At 37.0% G+C, this 17754-nt stretch carries 14 protein-coding genes; 1 reads left to right on the top strand and 13 read right to left on the bottom strand.

The genetic code is table 11. From position 1 onward, the window contains the following. Positions 1-123 precede the first annotated feature (123 nt). From J1899_RS03015 to J1899_RS02995, 5 genes are all read right to left on the bottom strand, one after another. Positions 124-822 carry a hypothetical protein gene (locus tag J1899_RS03015; RefSeq protein WP_214477470.1) on the bottom strand — a complete coding sequence of 233 codons (699 nt, stop codon included), beginning with the start codon at positions 820-822 and terminating at the stop codon, positions 124-126. Positions 823-1113: 291 nt separating this feature from the next. Then, the gene (locus J1899_RS03010) at positions 1114-1860 is read right to left on the bottom strand and encodes a hypothetical protein (RefSeq protein ID WP_214477468.1); all 747 of its coding nucleotides are present in this window, start codon (positions 1858-1860) and stop codon (positions 1114-1116) included. Further along, positions 1861-2586, bottom strand: coding sequence for a hypothetical protein (locus tag J1899_RS03005; protein ID WP_214477466.1), 726 nt, complete (start codon positions 2584-2586; stop codon positions 1861-1863). A gap of 102 nt (positions 2587-2688) precedes the next feature. Next, positions 2689-3021, bottom strand: coding sequence for a DnaJ family domain-containing protein (locus J1899_RS03000; protein ID WP_214477464.1), 333 nt, complete (start codon positions 3019-3021; stop codon positions 2689-2691). 102 nt (positions 3022-3123) lie between these two features. Then, on the bottom strand, positions 3124-4047 hold the full coding sequence (locus J1899_RS02995) for a LysR family transcriptional regulator (RefSeq protein WP_214477462.1): 924 nt from the start codon (positions 4045-4047) through the stop codon (positions 3124-3126). Positions 4048-4170: 123 nt separating this feature from the next. Between J1899_RS02995 and garD the strand changes: the two genes are divergently transcribed. Beyond that, positions 4171-5679, top strand: a complete 1509-nt coding sequence (gene garD / locus J1899_RS02990; protein WP_246586564.1) for a galactarate dehydratase — start codon at positions 4171-4173, stop codon at positions 5677-5679. A gap of 113 nt (positions 5680-5792) precedes the next feature. On the opposite strand, the gene J1899_RS02985 is transcribed toward garD, so the two are convergent. The 8 genes from J1899_RS02985 to J1899_RS02950 form a co-directional block, all read right to left on the bottom strand. Further along, positions 5793-8129 (bottom strand): ABC transporter permease, encoded by a 2337-nt coding sequence (locus J1899_RS02985; RefSeq protein ID WP_246586659.1) that lies wholly within the window; start codon positions 8127-8129, stop codon positions 5793-5795. Between the two features lie 10 nt (positions 8130-8139). Further along, entirely contained in the window at positions 8140-8901 is a 762-nt protein-coding gene (locus tag J1899_RS02980; protein ID WP_214477460.1) for an ABC transporter ATP-binding protein, read from the bottom strand. 122 nt (positions 8902-9023) lie between these two features. Beyond that, the gene (locus J1899_RS02975) at positions 9024-10289 is read right to left on the bottom strand and encodes a HAMP domain-containing sensor histidine kinase (protein WP_214477458.1); all 1266 of its coding nucleotides are present in this window, start codon (positions 10287-10289) and stop codon (positions 9024-9026) included. Then, positions 10289-10975, bottom strand: a complete 687-nt coding sequence (locus J1899_RS02970; RefSeq protein ID WP_214477457.1) for a response regulator transcription factor — start codon at positions 10973-10975, stop codon at positions 10289-10291. The genes J1899_RS02975 and J1899_RS02970 overlap by 1 nt, the downstream gene beginning before the upstream one ends. Positions 10976-11171: 196 nt before the next feature. After that, positions 11172-11561: a GtrA family protein gene (locus J1899_RS02965; protein WP_214477455.1), complete on the bottom strand. Its 390-nt coding sequence runs from the start codon at positions 11559-11561 to the stop codon at positions 11172-11174. A 34-nt stretch (positions 11562-11595) separates the two neighbouring features. Then, complete coding sequence (locus tag J1899_RS02960) at positions 11596-12705, bottom strand: phosphatidylglycerol lysyltransferase domain-containing protein (protein ID WP_214477453.1); 1110 nt, start codon at positions 12703-12705, stop codon at positions 11596-11598. Between the two features lie 281 nt (positions 12706-12986). Continuing rightward, positions 12987-16751, bottom strand: a complete 3765-nt coding sequence (locus J1899_RS02955) for an AAA domain-containing protein (RefSeq protein ID WP_214477451.1) — start codon at positions 16749-16751, stop codon at positions 12987-12989. 390 nt (positions 16752-17141) lie between these two features. After that, entirely contained in the window at positions 17142-17633 is a 492-nt protein-coding gene (locus J1899_RS02950; RefSeq protein ID WP_214478733.1) for a YehS family protein, read from the bottom strand. Positions 17634-17754: the final 121 nt, after the last annotated feature.

Here is a 17754-nt window from a genome sequence, read left to right as displayed (position 1 = left end):
AGTGACCACCCGAATTTTCTTGTTTCACGGAATGTTTCACAATTCATAAGGACGCCTAAAAGCCTCCGCAAAGCGAAGGCTAAGTCATGGATTTTATTGGACTTCTTCACATCACATAAACCCTTAATTAAGACTCACATGTGGGATCTCAACCTTATTTTTAATTAGATGGTCAATCGTAATTTTTAACATTTCAGGATAATATTTAGAGAGGACAACTCCAGGGGGAATTACTTTATGATTTTGGCAAAACTTCATGAGTTTTGACATTAACGGGGCTTTGAGATGTTCAGGAATAATTAAGAAATCAACGACAGTAAAATAGCCGCCTCCTGCCAGGGGAAGTATTAGACCCGTAAAAGCGTCCTTGCTTGAAGGCTGTGTATACAGTTTTGAGGTTAATACAACGGGTTTATATTTGAAGTAATCAAAAACGTCAACTAAGCAAAATATCCTTTCTGTTGCCATTTCCTCTATAAAAAAGAAGCTCGGGAAAACAAATTTCCATGATGATAGTACTCTTTCAAGATTATGTTTCTTCTTAAATTTCCAGCTATTATCCTGCAAATAGAGTTCATAAACCGTTTTCTTTTCAGCAGCCAAACTGCGGGAACAGAATACGGCCCACCAATAATAGTATGGAAAATAATATTCCTTTTCTTTCTCACTAATAGGAAATTGATCAAGATACTCTTCTGTTTTTGGAATAAGGATATCACCATATTGATCTAGAGAAAAACAGGTAAAATCCTCAATGACCTCTAACAGCTGATCATTTGTTTTTTCTGATATAGATACGACGTTTTTAAAAGATCTCTGCAAATAAATCTTCCTTTCAATGATTGATTTCAATAAAATAGAAATGTTTTCGATATTGCGGGGTGACTGTCTGGGTCAGTTCTGAAGGATATTAACCAGGGTTTGGTTGAGGGCAATTATAGAACCTTAAAGCTGTTTCATTCATCCTCCCTTCCATATTTTTGAACGATTAGTATGCTATTGCTTCTATAGCTGCTAATTACTTTTATTCGTTAAAAATCCTCAATCCCCTCCTAAATTTTAAAATTGTTCAAATAAAAAGTGTACCCAGGATCGAGTACACTTTCTTAGCCGTTAATCTATCGGAATCTCAATATCCCGCTTTTGCAGCATTCTAATATGTTCTAATTCAATCCCGCCACTAGATCCGCTTCCGCCAAAAGAAAGTTCAGGATCAGCTTCTTCACGATCTTCATCATAGGCGATCCAGCCAAAATACATATACATCTCAGAATAGAAGCTGCTCATTATCGTAGGCTGTTTTGCCATTTCAACTTCAATAAAAGCATCCATAAAAGCTGTCCATTCGTGTGGAATCTTTACTATTCCATAAGATTCATCTCCAAGTGATACAGTTTCTCCCATCTGAACCTTTGGATCGTAAAATTGCTTATCATCAATGCCCTGATACCCTCTGTCTCTAATTAAAAAGAAATCAATGAATCCTAGTTGATCATCAGGATGAATATTCCATACAAAACGATAGCTTGATGGATCATTAGGGTCAATTTTCCAAAGCACCGGATTTCCTTTTGTATTGACAGAATTAATCATCCATTTTTTGTTATGCCAAGTCCAGAAAGAAAGGCCGTAATTCTCCTTATTAGAAATAAACGGGACTAGCACATTTCGCTCGTCAACAAAAATCGTGTCCTGGATGACTTCCGCATCAGCCTGCAGGTGAAAGCTATTAATCTCTTTTACTAGTTGTTCGTCTGCTGGCAAAGTGGAAGGTTCCGTAAAGAAATACCAATATGTCATTGCTGCTAAAAGGATCACTAGTAACCCTAGTCCTATAATATATTTTTTCTTCTTCACCATTTACTCCACCACCTCAAGCACAGATGACTCTGAACGGACATATAACTGCTTTTGTGGCGTTTTTATTAAAAGACCCTTTCCGTCCTCTTCAATGTAAGTAATAGCAGAGATACCGCTTCCCCACAAGGGTGAAACCTCAATTAGCTGATATGGAAACCGTTCATTGACTAAGTCATCATCTTCATACGCAATTGAATCTTTATACCACTCAGCACCCATAATGGCTGCTTCTTTCATTGTTTTGAGTTCATTTAATAGCCTTTCTTTGTTTACTATTTGCTCCTTAGCTGACGGGTGAATATTAATTACAGAAGCATTCTCAATGTTAGAGATATACGTAGATGGATTGTCATCAGGATAAACGAGCTGCTGAAGAGGTATTGCTAACAAGGTTAATGCTAGAAAAATAAAATTCCCCATAAACGCTAGCCATGCAAATTTTCGATATGTCTCCCAGCGTCCTTCTTTTTGTTTAAGAATAAAGTACAGTACCCAGACACCAAGAGGAAGAAGCGGTATTCTTAAAAGTGTGCCAAAAAGCATCCAATGAAATGAGAAAGTAAATAAACCAGCAATAATAACAATTATAATTTTCCATATTTTCGGCTTATAAGTTTGTTTTCTATAAATTACATAAGCAATATATACAATAATCCCCCATCCTACAACTGTAGTCAGTACCGTTATAAGATTGAAGACAGAGTAATTAAGTTCTATTTTAGGCACCTCCTTTTTTTGCTGTCACAGTGACGCCCCGGTTTTTCTTGTTTCACAGATTGTTCCACAGAACGCCCCTGGGAAAGTTAGCGCTCTCAATTAGCTGAAGAATCACCAGATGTTTTTTGCGTGAGCTAAGTTTTCTAGGGATATGAGGTTTTTTTGCATAGGAGGTGGACATATTTTGTTATGCTTCATGATTTTTTCATTTATTACTTTTATATCTTCTTCGGATTGGCATTGGTGGATAGATTCAGAAATTTGCTTTTGCAGCTTCAGCCATTCAGGCAAGTATCCGGCGTCTTTTGCGATCTTCTGAAAGTTTTGGTAAACATCTCTTTCCAAATAATCCTTTGGCAGAGGCTTTCCTTTTCCCTTTACCTGATCCTTCTCACCAGTGTTTTTTAAAATATCCCCTATTAAATCATTGTACTCTCTCTCCATCGTATTCCCCCTTTATTTTCATTTTCATTTTCTAATTTAATTTTAGATTCGATTCCTTATTTTGTAAATAGCAGTCACAGTGACGCCCCGGTTTTTCTTGTTTCACAGATTGTTCCACAGAGTATTGCATTTTTTATTCCAGTAAAAAGAGGCATAGCGGATAAATTCTTTTGCAGGATGGCTCAGATAGCTGCCTTTTTTATATGAAGCGTATATATTCCATGTGGGTTTTTGTCTGATCGAAAAGTATTTCACATTGTGATGGTCTTTTGCATAAATAGCTGGAATGACCGAACAGCAAATTCCTTCAGCAACCATTGTAAACAGATTGTGACAGCTTTTCGTTTCAAGCAAGATATTTAGCTCATCTTCACTGATAAGCTGATCGAAAAGGTCTCGTAAAGTAGAGCCTTTTTGCATAATAGCAAAGGAATCTGCATGAAAGTGCTGTAAATCAATTTCGGGGAGAGTATCACCGACCGCTGCGCCTAAATGAGCTAGAGGGTGAGACCCTGGCACAGCCAAAATAATTTCTTCCTTACAAATAGGGATATACTCATCCTTTGTTTTCTGGTGATCTTGTAAAGTCAGAAAACCAAGATCAAGATTTCCGGCCATGATTTCGTGCTGCTGCTGTCTGACCGTCAGCTCGTACGGTTCAATTTTTATATGAGGGAACTTTTTATAAAAAATCGGATAGACAGAAGCAAACATTTCATAACCCCGCTCATGGGTTAATCCTATAGTGATCTTTCCTTTTTGCTTCTCCAGCAGGTCATTTATTTGATTATACGTATCTTTTTTGATACGCATTATGCTCTTGGCATTTTCAATATAAATCTCCCCTGCCCTTGTCAGCTGCCAATTCGCTCTTGATCGCAGAAATAGCTGTGCACCGAGTTCTTTTTCTAATTTAAGAAGCTGCTGATTCAAGGCTGATTGGGTGATAAACAGTTTTTCCGCGGCTCTCGTAATATTCTTTTCCTCAGCTATTTTTATGATATATTCCAGCTGCTTTAAATCCATTCACGAAACACCCCTAACTCTTAATTTTATTAAGAGCAATCTAAAATGATTAACGTTTTCTTCTATTTTCTCTAAGCGTACAATGAAGGCAAAGAAAGAACAAGACTGCAGGAGGGGAAAAATGTGGGGATAACTTACATTAAAGTGAACGAAAGTGATAACGTTGCCATTACTGTTAATGCCATTGCCTCTGGAACGGAAATAATGGATGGCGTCAAAGTCAATCAAGATATTCCACAAGGTCATAAGATTGCACTTTGCAATATAGCTGAAGGTGAAGCCATCATTCGATATGGCGTGACTCTAGGCTACGCACTTACAGATATTCAAAAAGGAGATTGGATTAATGAGCATATGCTGCAGCTTCCCATCCCGCCTTCGCTGGATGATATGAGCTATGCCGTCAACTTAATGAGTGATTTACCAGAGCCTCCTGTCAGAACATTTATGGGTTTTCCTAATGAAGACGGATTTGCAGGGACAAGAAACATTTTAGGCATTGTGACAACCGTTCAGTGTGTCACTGGGATTTTAAACAATGCTGTGAAAAAGATGAAAGAAACCCTTCTGCCGCAATACCCTAATGTAGATGATATTGTAGCGATTAATCACGCATATGGATGCGGGGTCGCGATCTCTGCTCCTGACGCGGTTATTCCCATTCGCATGCTGAGAAATATGGTGAAACACCCGAACTTCGGCGGTGAAACGATGATCATTTCTCTAGGATGTGAGAAGTTAACATTAGAAATGCTAATGGATGAAGACTATAACACACCTGAAAATGTGCTGACATTACAAGAAGTAAACGGGCATGATGCCATTATCTCGGAAATGATGAAAATGGCACAACATAAGCTGAAAAAACTAAACAAAAGACAGCGGGTTGAACTGCCTCTCTCACAATTATGTATTGGGCTGCAATGCGGTGGAAGTGATGCGTTTTCAGGTGTTACTGCCAATCCGGCAGCAGGATATAGCGCTGATTTGCTCGTAAATGCCGGTGCAACTGTGATGTTTTCTGAAGTAACAGAGGTTCGCGATGGAGTTCATCTTATTGCTGAACGCTGTGTGAATGAAGAGGTAGCAAACAAATTAGCAGCAGAGATGAAATGGTATGATCAGTACTTAGAAAATTCTCATGTGGACCGTTCCGCAAATCCTACACCTGGGAACAAAAAAGGCGGACTATCCAATATCGTGGAAAAAGCGATGGGCTCCATTGCGAAGTCTGGTTCCTCACCAATCGTAGAGGTGCTCTCTCCTGGAGAAAGACCTGCAGAAAAAGGAATGATTTTTGCGGCAACCCCTGCCAGTGACTTTGTATGCGGCTCCTGCCAGCTATCCAGCGGCATGACCCTTCAGGTTTTTATGACAGGAAGAGGAACGCCATATGGACTGGCCGCGGCTCCAGTGATTAAAGTAGGAACTAGAAACGATCTAAAAAACATGTGGCATGACCTCATTGATGTGAACGCTGGACCAATTGCAACAGGAGAAGCCACCATCCAAGAAATCGGGACACACTTATTTAACGAAATCATCGATGTCGCCAGCGGACGGCAAACCTGTGCAGAGAAATATGAAATCTATAATGATTTTACTCCGTTTAATCCGGCTCCGATTACTTAAGCGGTCACAGTGACGCCCCGGTTTTTCTTGTTTCACAGCAATTGTTTCACAACCGTAAAGAGCCTAATCCTGTTATAGGATTAGGCTCTTTTGCCTGTTCAGCAGAGAATAGTTTATTCCGTAATCAACCCATAAGCAGATATCTTCTTAATTCTTCGCGATACAAGCATGGAGACTACATAAGCTAAAACAAAGATCGCTGTACAGATTAATAGAATGGTTGGTAAATGAATGGTGAAATCCAACCGCTTAACTCCTGCATTTGAGAGTAATAGGGACAGCATTGGATTCGTAAAAAAATAACCAAGTATCCCACCCATCACTACACCAGCTGTGACAACTGGAAGAAAACTGATGGATATTTGATTCATGAGCTGAAGGGTTGTATACCCTATTGCTTTCATGACCCCAAACTCTTTTTTACGCTTAATAATGACCGTTTTGATTACTAGATATAGAATTAATACTACAACGAGGACGGTTATGGTCAAAACGATCAGCATCACAGCGAATACCGCAGCTGTATACATCCCCGTTTGGGTTTCAATATTATCGTCAATATCTAATGTTTCAGCAATCTGATCACCGTACTGTTGCACAACTTTATTCATAAAGTCTTTATTCGATATACCATCCAAATAGACATATAGAGAAGTCCCTTTGTATGTTGATTCTAATTGCTGGATCCCTTCCATTGTCAGTGCCGCTACCTGTCCTAGATTTCCAACAGATTGACTGAGGCCAGTTACCAGAAATCGCTTCTTTTCACTGCCATATACTACCTCAACGGTATCGCCAATCCCTTTATTGATTTGGCTGGATACAATCCATGAGAGGGATATTTCATTTTCATGAATTGGCTGCCGGCCATCATAAACAATATTATTTTCTAATTTGCTGTAATCGTGTGTAACGTTTGTATAAACAGTTTGATCATCAATTTTTACTGTAATTAAGTCGAATAAATTTACATTTCTCACATGATCCATTTTCTTAATATCATTCAGCATGTCTCCTGTATCAGTATCAGGTTTCATATTAACCATTACATTTGCAGGTTCAGTACCGAATAAATGAATAAATGCCGTTTTGTCTGAAGCTACATTATAGTACAGAACTGCAGAAAAAATAGCAGCTAAAGTTAATGCACTAATTATAATGAATATCATTATATTTTGTTTTGCATTTATAAGCGTTGATTTAATCGCAAGCAGGAAATGAAGATTCCCTCGCTCTTTCTCCAATGGAAAGTAATTTTTTCTAAAACTATGTGTTTGAATGCCGCCGCGCAGTGCCTCGACAGGTAAAATCCTTCTGACCCGAAAGGCTGATAGCAGGGTAACCATCACAACTAAAAAAATGACAAGCATGATACTTACAAAATTTATTAAAACATCAAATTTTTGAATCCAAACTAAGCCAGATAAGGATGAAATAGCACCACCAAAGAAAGGCATTAAAACATATGACAAAACAATTCCAGCCACACCTGCACAAAAAACGATGACGATAAACTGCAGGATAATGGATGAAAGAATTTGCCTGCTGGTATAGCCAATTGCCTTTAATACACCTATATTCCCCATTCCATCTTCAATGCTATTAGATACTCGGAATGTAATAACAATTAGTGATATAAGCACAATAATGGCTGCAAAAGCTACCAGTATTGTCGCGATAATATTAATGGTTAACGTACTTACATTTTTCACTATTTCAATATCCAATCCTAATACATAGGAAGAAGTCTCTCCTGCAATTGTTTGGGGAAATTTCTTAGTGAAATCATTTAAAAGCTTCGGAGATTCCGTTTTTTCTTCCATCAGTGCAGATAGAATGATTCCATTTGATGAATCATCTACATGATCTGCCAGTGTTTGAAAGGATCTCTCCGGCAGCATGAATTTCATAACTCCGATGTTGGTTGTACCCATAATGGTCGTTTCTAAGAATCCTGCTATGTGATATTCATAGACTGCACCAAGATATGTGATGGTAAAGCTATCTCCTAATTTATATCCCCCATTCGTTTTAAAACTATAAGGAACAAAAATATCGTTGGCATTTGAAGTATCTAGTTTTTCAATCAGTTTTAATGGTCCAATACTTCGGCTATTATCTGCATTAAAGATGGCAACACTGCTGGTTAACTCACTGCTTCCATAATTAAATTTAGCAAGGTTCATCATGACAATATCTTCTTTTTCAGTTTTTGTTACCCCAGAGTAGTTTGTTAAAAATTCGTCATATCCTGAATGATAACTAGCTTGATCCATCATAATGGCTACATGGGGATCTATTAATTCTTCAACTTTCTCATCAAAAAAAGGATTCATTTGGGTGATGACCATTAGGCCAATATTAAGAAGCATTGCAGCAACCGTTATAAAGATAAATAAAGAGACAGCAGCAGACTTACTTTTTCTAATATTAGCCAAGGCTAGTTTCATTATCTTCACATCACCACCCCATTTCTGCAAGGAAGTGTTTGAGCTTTTCAAGACGCTCAAGGTTCTCATTCTCACTAAATGCCCCTAGCTGCAAATCACCGCAAATGACACCGTCTTTTAGATAAATCACGCGATTTCCCCGCAATGCTGTTTTTAGATCATGTGTAACTAAGACAATACTTTGTCCTTTCGTATTTATATCTGTAAAAACATCCAAAACACGATCACTTGAAGCGGAATTCAAGGCACCTGTCGGTTCGTCTGCAAATAATACTTTCGGTTTGTTGATGATAGCTCTTACAATTCCAACCCGCTGTGCTTCACCGCCGGAAAGCTGTGCTGGAAACTTAGCCCATGAGTTTTCCTCTATCCCTACTTGTTTTAATAATTCTTTGGCTTTTTGAACGAGTTCTCTCTTATTTTTACTAACTAAGAGGCCGCTTGTCAGCACGTTATCCAGCACACTCATATTATCAAGCAGATAAATTTGCTGAAAGACAAACCCGCAATGCTTTCTCCTAAAAACAGCCAGCTGATCGTTGCTGAACTTCGCCAACCTTTTACCAGCAAAATCGATTTCCCCTAAAGTTGGTTGATCCATACCGCTAATCGCATAAAGCAAAGTAGATTTCCCTGAGCCTGAACTGCCCATTATGATCGTAAAATCTCCTTCCAGTAAACTGATATCTAAGTTTTTCAAGACATGCTGCTGCGTTCCGCCACTTGAGAAGGTCTTACAAAGCTTTTCCGTTCTAATAATGGTTTTTGTCATACATTTGGCAACTCCCTTACTATTTAACAGAATAAAAAAAGACTGTAAAAACGAGTACAGTCTTATCATACAAAATGAGTTCTTATTAAATCTTTGTGCAATTCTTAACTGATTCTTAATTATTACGGGAGCTTGATTTTAAGGGAGACGGTGAAACCATCTTCTCGGCTGTGACAGCTAATTTGGCCGTCCATGCTTTCCATAAAGTACTTTGATATGTATAAACCCAGACCTGAACCGGTTTTCCCTTCCACATTTCTCCCCCGATAATATTTATTAAAAAGGAGAGGCACTTCATCTTCACTAATTCCCATGCCGAAATCCATTATGTGGAGTTCAAGGAAACCTTGATTAATTTGAGAGCTGATCTTGATCTGTGTACCTGCGTATTTATAGGAATTACTAATAATATTGTCTATGACCTGCTGCATTCTTACAGGATCGATTAAAATAATACACTGCGGCAGCGAACCATAAACAATTTGCTGATCATAATTGACGTTTTCAATCATGGTAAGAAGTTCTTCACTTGATACTTCAGTAACGGTTAACTTTAATTGCTGCAGTTCTTCTAAAGTGGCGTGGAACATATCCGTTATGAGCAAGTCAATTTGTTCTGCTTTCGAATAAATCGTGTTCACACGCTTTCTCACTTTCTCATCATTTGCCTGCACGAGCATTAATTCACTAACCGCTTTAATTGAAGCAACAGGTGTTTTTATATCATGACTCAATGTTGCCACTAGCTCCTTCTTGCTCTGATTAGATTCATATTCTCTTTGTTTGGCTGCATCAAGTTCTTCACGCAACAAATCAAAGCTTTCTGTGAAAGCACCAAAATAATTATCCTTCTTTATAGGTAAAGGAATATCCAGATGACCTCTTGCTATATTCGCTGCAAAGTGCTGAAGCTGCTGAAATGGTTTTAATAGTGTTCTATGAATATAAACAATATAAAGAATACTAACTAGCATCAATATTCCAAATATAAAACTTACAAAAGTGATTAATTCCGTCTTCATCTGCTGCAAAAGCTCTTGCTCATTATTGCGGATAATGACCTTTCCAACCGTTTCGTCATAATTCTGTATGTCTACAATGGTATCCCTATTTCTTATGGCTTCGTATAAATCGGTAAAATGATTGCCGGGTGTTTGATAGATCACGTTTGATTGATCATCTATGATAGCAAAAGATTGTTTGATGTCGCTGTTGTTGAATGAATTTTCGCTGAAATTTCCCCAATTTGCTTCAGCTGTTTTCACCACATCATTAATGGCAGCCAGATCGGCGACTGGCAGATTTTTATTTTTTATAATGAGGATAGAGAAAATTAATCCTGCACTAAATACAGCAAGTATAATCATGATTAACAACTTAACTTTCATTAGCTGATATCCTCTAAAACATAACCTGTTCCCCAGACTGTTTTGATGTATTGCGGTTCCTTAGGATCCTTTTCAATTTTCTCACGCAAATGACGAATATGGACATTTAAGGTTCCGTCCCCTACAAAGACGTCTCCCCAAACATTCTGAAACAATTCATCTTTTGTGATGATTCGATTCTTATTATTCGCCAAGTAGGACAGAAGCTTATATTCCATTGTTTTGAGGCCAATAGCAACTCCATTTACCCTTACACGATGCAGCTTTGTATCAATTTGGATATTGCCGAACTCTATAGTTTCCAGGCAGCCTCTTTGACTGCTGCCATATCTTTTAAGTACAGCCTTTACTTTTGCCAATAAGATGCTTAATGTATATGGCTTTTGGATATAGTCATCTCCCCCAATGTTTAGGGCAATTAATACATCGTCATCACTAGAACGCGCACTGATAAACAAAATCGGAATCTGTGTAGTCTGGCGCAATTTTTTGCACAAGTCAAATCCAGATGAATCTCCCAAATTAATATCAAGAAGAATCAGCGACGGCTGATTTTTCTCAAGGAATCGCTCGCATTCCTCCGCCCCCGTCACAAACTCAGACTTCACATCAAACATATTAAAATACTCACAAGTCGACTCAGCCAAAGCAACCTCATCATCGACAATTAAACAATCCAGGAACATCCGCTGAACTCCTTTCGGTTAGCTTTGTTTTTATTGTACAAGAATTTTGCGTCACTGTGACGCCCCGAAAAATATTGTTTCACAAGTTGTTCCACGGTTCGAATTAGTACTATCAGCAATAATTGTATATAAACCAAAAGCACCTGCAAACATATGCAGGTGCTTTTAAAAACGATAATATTCAGCGAAGAATATATTATTCCCCCTGAAAAGTCCAATAATTATTTAATAAAAAATTGACCAGTGGAATCACGAGAACAGTTACCAGCTCTCCAATGAAGTAATGAAAAGAAAGAATATGAACAATAAAAAATATAAGAATGACATTCAACAAAAATCCGACCAGCGAAACTAATAAAAACCGAACTAATTTACGCTGAGTAAACCGGCTGTTAAATGTATAACGAATGTTTATTAAAAACGAAACAATCGTCATGATGATAAAAGCAGCTGCAGATCCAATCACCGGATCCCATTGATATTTTTCAATAAAAATAAAAACAGATAGAAAATACACACCCACACTGATGCAGCCGACCAGGCTATATTTAAGAAACCGTATAATTAAATCTCTCTGCAAAAGCATATATTTCCCCTCACTACCATCACATTAGCGGACGCTAAAAATCTAGTTTTCTAAAAACCTTTTTTATAAACATATCATTGCTGTTGATGATCGCTTTTTCTTGTAGTTGTCTCTTTCGGTTAATCAAAACAATTAATTGAAGAAAAATCACAGGCAAAAAGGATTTTTTGTATGCTAAATATTTCGGCTCCCAATCTGTTGCAAATTTACTTTTATATTCTCTTAACCCTTTAAAATTATATTTTTTATTTCCATAGCGATAAACCAGACGTATCATCTTTTCAGCCATAAAAGAATCCTGACCATCTCCAACATTGGAAAGAGGCGCCATTCCTAAACTGCATTCTTGAAATTGATTATTTTTAGCCCATTCAAAAATGCTTAAAAATAGCATATCCATTGCACCAGGAGGACTGCTCTCGGTCTTTCTCATCAGATCAATGCTCAGTGTCTGTTTATAATCATCGGCTAATGTAGCAAACGCCGTAATTTTTCCCGCATCGTCACGCAAAATGGCAATCGGAAAATGAGAAACATAATTTTGACAAAAAGAAACAACCGAAAAGCCTTTTTCCTTCTGACTTCCTAACCAAGAATTAGAGACTTCTTGAATTTCTGCAATCAGCATTTGTGAATGCGGAGGCTCTGCCACACTAAATGAAAAGCCGCTTCTGGAAAACTTACTCATCGTATTTCGGAATTTTCCCGCTTTTTTTCCTTCAAGTGTAAATTGATTTAACTTAATGACAGCTTCCTCACCCAATTTTACAAATCGATAACCGCCATCATGATAATGCTGCATGTACTGAGGAGTCACTTGGTAAAAAACAGGCTTTGCCTTTTTCCATTTACAGTATTCATTAAATTCTTTAATGGCTCTGCCGAAATGTGCTTCGTCTCCGATTGGATCGCCAAGAACAACAAATTTATTAAAAATCTGCTTATACATAATTAAAACACTTTGGTCACCTGACCAGAATTGTTGTTTATCTTGTAAAAAAATTAAATGCGATACATGATTGCCGCCTTTTTCTTTTAAAAAAGCTGACAGCTTATCAGAATGAACTTGCAGCTGATTTTCAGATAAATCCCTATTCACTTGTTGTTTTTGAAAGAAAAAATTGAGATTTCTCATAAAAATCATAGGCCCTTCCTCCTGATAAATAGATAAATTTCACAGATTTGATCATACCATAAACGGGACCTTGTTCATATAAACAAATTATGGTCACTGTGACGCCCCGAAAAATCTTGTTTCACGGATTGTTCCACGGTTCAAAGGGTAGCTATTTAAAAGTCACAAAAACATCTACAGATTGTGTAGATACATTACAATAATTATCCCGGTAAAACTTATTCCTCTTTTTAAATAAAAAGAATGTACACCATACACGGCGTACATTCGCAAATATCTATATTATTTTTTCAGACCAATTCCTTGACCCTTTCGTCCTCAACCATTTGCTTAATCATTTTATCAATTCTTTCAATTTCAACACTTGAATTTCTCCACCAGTTGCGGCTCCATATTCGTGTAACTATCCAGCCTTTAGATTCTAAGAATCTTTGTCGATATACATCTCGCTCTTTTGCAGAAGGTGAACTATGATACATGGCACCATCGCATTCTATACCTAAGATATATTTTTCTGGGAGTTCAGGGTGGACAACAGCCAGATCAATTCGATAACCAGACATTCCTACTTGCGTATCCAATCTATATCCTAATTTGGTTAGTTCTCTATAGACTTCTTCTTCAAATGGAGAATCAAACGATAAGGTTGTTGCCTGTTTTTTTGTATTCTTAGCTTCATTTAATTGGACTAAAACAGCTTCAACTTCATCCTTTCTCAACGATGAAACAGCTTTAGCATATTCTAAATAGTTCTTAAGCAGTCTTGGCCCATCATTTTTAGCATTTGTTACATTTAAATCACTAGGTTCAATACTTGAGACTACATAAATCTGTTCTTTTGCTCGTGTAATCGCAACATTTAATCGGTTTTCTCCCCCTTGTTGCCCTAATGTTCCAAATCGATTGTACACTCGGCCTTCTTCATTTCTGGCATAAGCTATAGAGAAAACAATAATATCTCGTTCATCGCCTTGAACATTTTCAATATTTTTCACAAAGAGCCGTTCGTCTAGTTCCTTACTCATCACCTGCTGGTAAATCACTCCGAATTCAGGATCTTTATCAACTTCGCTTTCAATGCTATCCAGAATTTTCTCCTGCTGTTTCGCGTTAAATGTAATAACACCAACTGATTTTGTTGGGTTCATAACCATAATATCCTTAATTAAGGCTACCACTGCCTCTGCCTCAATCCGGTTACATTGATCAATCCACTTTCCATCTACTCTTCTCCATTGAATGGCCGCCGGTGATTTCAGAGGCTGCACATTTGGTGCCACTTGGATGTTGCCATTATAAAAAGCATGATTGGAAAAATTAATTAATTCCTCTGATCTTGAACGGTAGTGCCATTGCAGCATTCTTTCAGGCAAAATTCGTTTAGACAAGTTGAGAAGACTTTCAGATTCTTGCAGCTCCATCTGTTCTTCATCATCTTCATCTCCTTGAATTCCGCCTTTAAATAAACTTGATGGCGGAAGCTGTTTTTCGTCACCTGCTACAACAAGTGTTGAACCCCGATATGCTGAAGGAAGCCCATTTTCAACCGTACATTGTGATGCTTCATCGAATATAACTACATCAAACAGATCTTTCTGCAAAGGAAAAATGGCAGATGCCGTTTCAGGAGATGTCAGCCATATTGGCATTGCATCTAGTAATCCATTGCTTGAAAACTGCCTAACGAGCTTTCGCACTGGCCAAACCATACGTTTCTTTCCAACCTGGTGCTTTAGTTCTTTCATTGCTTTGCTGTTATACTCTTTCGCATTCTGCAGCTTCTTTAGAAGACGATTGATTAATACCTTTACTGATAAATCTCTTTTTTGAACTAGCAACTTTTTAAAATTTTCGCGCACTTCCTGTATCTCTTCTGTACCAATCTTTGTTAATACAGGGTGCTTCTGTTCAATTTGGTCAATCCAATGAATATAGGCTGATTGTTTTACTATATCCAGCCATTCTTCCGCAAGCTGATTATGAACATGATCGCCAGTCTTTTCCTTCAGGAGATCAATGGTATTACGTATATAAGGTAGACTCTCTTCGTAATGTCGATCCATGTTCCTTAGTTCCTCAAAATCTTGGATCATAAATTCTTGCTGCTGCTGGAAATCACTTAAAGGAATATCACCTTTCGTTATTCTATTATTCAATTGATCAATGGCATCTTTTGAGAAATAAGTTTTTAATGTGCCCACTTCTTTTGACATTTTCTCGGAGACCTGAGAAAGCTCATAAAGAAATCTTAGGCTTTCTCTTAGTCTTGGCCACTCTTTAGAAGAAAGACCTTTGAATTTGTCTTCATTCAATAATTCTTCTATAATTGTCTTTCCTGTAAATGAAGTCCACCACCAAAGCCGCAATTTCTGTAAGGTTCTTTTTTCCTCAAGACTTAAATCGTCATAAATCTTTTCTAATTTGTCGCTAATATTCCAACTGTATTCTGGTGTGATAAATTCCTGCTCAAATTTCTCCAGATATTCAATACTCTTACGGGCTTTTTCTTGTACATTTTTTAGAATTTCAACTACTTTTAAAGAATCCTTCATTTCTAGATTTGTAAAAGGATATCTATCTTTTAAAGGATAAGTTGGACTGCCAAATCTGCTATAGTATTTTCCGTAAGAGAAAATTTTAACTAAAGTTTCTTCCAGGTTATTTTTATTTAAAGATAAGATAATATCTTCCATGTTCAAAATAGTTTCAATGCTCGTTACGGGTTTACTTTGCCCATATAACTCATAAGCTTTATATCCATGATGCTGAACTTCATAAAGACCTTTTGCTATTGCATTTAATTGATATTCATATTGTTCAATCTTTGATGATAATTGGTTGAGTTCATTCTCATGGTTAACCTCTGCACCATGAATCTCAAGTAAACTATGCATTTTTCTGTATAATGACTTGCGATCATTTTTTTCATCGTGCAGCAAAGCTACCTGAGAGGATAAATCAATCGAATCTAAACGCTGATAAACAACATCTAAAGCAGCTCTTTTTTGACAAACCAGTAGAACCCTCTTGTTTTGAGAGATGGCATTTGCGATTAAATTGACAATGACCTGCGACTTTCCCGTACCAGGTGGTCCATGAATAACAATACCTTTCTGTTTATCCACTTCTTTTATAATTTCTTCTTGTGAGGCATCAGTATCTAACACAAAGAATTTTTCTTTCTCTCTCGTTTCTATTGGTTCTCTGTCTTCCATTTCCTCATAATCCTGCCCTGCATCATATTCAACTCCAGCTTGAAGCAGCTGTCCAACTACTCCAAGATCCGTATGGGCATTATCATCTTCAACTATTTCAATTAGGTCATCGTAATCCTTTAGTAAAGCGGAATTTCCTTGTGGAAAGTTCCCCAGGATAGCCAAGTTTTCCAACTCAAATTGTCCTAATTTAAAATCTGGCACTTCATCTTGTCGATAGTTTTTAAGCGCCTGTAACTCATGATTATTTGACCAAAGAATATTTAAAGAGTATTTTTTAAGCCATGATAACCACTTTAGGAAATTCCCAGAACTAGCTTGTTCCTCAGCTTCCTCAAAGATTTGTTCAGGCACAGAAATTCCGCTGAATTTTTTAAAAGCAAGAAATAACGTTCGGTTTAGTTGAATTTCTCCATCATTAAAATCCAGCTGCCACTGTGTTCCGCTCGCCTTTTCTTTTTCAAGTCTAACAGGATATAAAAATAATGGAGCTCTAATAAAAGTACCATCCAGCATCGTTCCTGTAATATAAGGGTATCCCACAAACAGATCATAAAGCCCTGTTTCCTCTTCAATTCCTTTGATATTCCTGTACAAAGAGTTAATTTTATTAGAAAGAACTAAAGTATCATCGTTATTAAGGTCCTGTTTAAGGAGCAATGCTTTTCCCTTTTGTTTCATCATTTTCTCAATAATCGTTTCTGTATCTGCTTGCTTTAGCTTACTTATTGAATGGATATCAAATGCCCATTTATCATAGAGTTTCAACATTCGAATCGACCGGTTCCTTTTGCTTAAATCGTTTAACCTGTCTTTCAAATGAACCAACTTTTGCTTCATCTCATCACCTATTTCAAAATGATCTATACATACTTTATGTGAATTTATATACATATTAGTACATTTATTATAACCCCTATTTTTTTACAATAAAAGACAAAACATGACTTTATACTTATGTAAATAATAGTAATTAGTATAGATATTTAATAGATATTTTTTAATCCTAGATAGATTATAAAATTAAAAATAGCGGAATTACTTTCCCAAAACATTAAGGTCAAAACTCTTCCTTTGGTTAAGTAAAAAAAGATTCAGTAAAATAATGCAAAAAAGCCCAGTACCGTTAGTTCTGAGCTTTTTGGTGCTATTTCCAGTTAATTAGAGGTCAACAAAAAACATCTACAAATTACGTAGATGCTGTTTTTTTCCGCAGCATTATAATACCGCCTAGCCTCTATACTTAATCGCTAGCCCTTTTAAAAAGTTCCTCGCGAAATGGTCCATACAAACTTTATAGTTTTTATGACCTTCTTTTCTTAAAAACGCACCAATTTCACCTTTTGATACATTTAAGCCGGCATATTTGAATATTTCAATCATGTCTTCTGTTGTGAGAGACAAGGCGATTTTAACCTTCTTTAAAAGGATGTTATTCACGCTTGAGTTATTTTTGATAGGCGGTTCTGGAGTAGTTTCTTGGCCTGGTTTTGGCTCCTGCTTTCCTCTTTTATAAATAATGAAGCCATTTAAGAATGAATTCAGCATGCTGTTTGTTAGCTTAATTCGGTCTGTCTCTTCTTCTTCGTCTTCTTTCTTGAGAATTCTCACTACCTCTGGAACTGTAACCTCATGGCCGCCCAGTTTAAAAATCTCTGCCATTTGAATATTTTTAATTTCTAACGCATATCTTAAACGGATTAATAGATCATTATTATCGATCATTCTACTTCCTCCTATAACTTGTACGGTTCTGCTTAAAAACACATGGATTACTTCTAAAAGGCATTACTCATTTTAACATAAAATCATTTGATCTTCGTTCTATTCATGAAGTTTCCTT

The organism is Cytobacillus gottheilii (genome assembly GCF_018582665.1).
In the GTDB taxonomy this organism is placed as follows: Bacteria; Bacillota; Bacilli; order Bacillales; family Cytobacillaceae; genus Cytobacillus; species Cytobacillus gottheilii.
This window is presented reverse-complemented; position numbering and strand designations above follow the sequence as displayed.

What these genes read in the sequence shown, in the direction of transcription:
- J1899_RS03010 (WP_214477468.1), bottom strand. Translation starts at nt 1,860, where the DNA reads ATGGTGAAGAAGAAAAAATATATTATAGGACTAGGGTTACTAGTGATC.
- J1899_RS03000 (WP_214477464.1), bottom strand. Translation starts at nt 3,021, where the DNA reads ATGGAGAGAGAGTACAATGATTTAATAGGGGATATTTTAAAAAACACT.
- J1899_RS02995 (WP_214477462.1), bottom strand. Translation starts at nt 4,047, where the DNA reads ATGGATTTAAAGCAGCTGGAATATATCATAAAAATAGCTGAGGAAAAG.
- J1899_RS02985 (WP_246586659.1), bottom strand. Translation starts at nt 8,129, where the DNA reads ATGAAACTAGCCTTGGCTAATATTAGAAAAAGTAAGTCTGCTGCTGTC.
- J1899_RS02980 (WP_214477460.1), bottom strand. Translation starts at nt 8,901, where the DNA reads ATGACAAAAACCATTATTAGAACGGAAAAGCTTTGTAAGACCTTCTCA.
- J1899_RS02975 (WP_214477458.1), bottom strand. Translation starts at nt 10,289, where the DNA reads ATGAAAGTTAAGTTGTTAATCATGATTATACTTGCTGTATTTAGTGCA.
- J1899_RS02970 (WP_214477457.1), bottom strand. Translation starts at nt 10,975, where the DNA reads ATGTTCCTGGATTGTTTAATTGTCGATGATGAGGTTGCTTTGGCTGAG.
- J1899_RS02965 (WP_214477455.1), bottom strand. Translation starts at nt 11,561, where the DNA reads ATGCTTTTGCAGAGAGATTTAATTATACGGTTTCTTAAATATAGCCTG.
- J1899_RS02960 (WP_214477453.1), bottom strand. Translation starts at nt 12,705, where the DNA reads ATGATTTTTATGAGAAATCTCAATTTTTTCTTTCAAAAACAACAAGTG.
- J1899_RS02955 (WP_214477451.1), bottom strand. Translation starts at nt 16,751, where the DNA reads ATGAAGCAAAAGTTGGTTCATTTGAAAGACAGGTTAAACGATTTAAGC.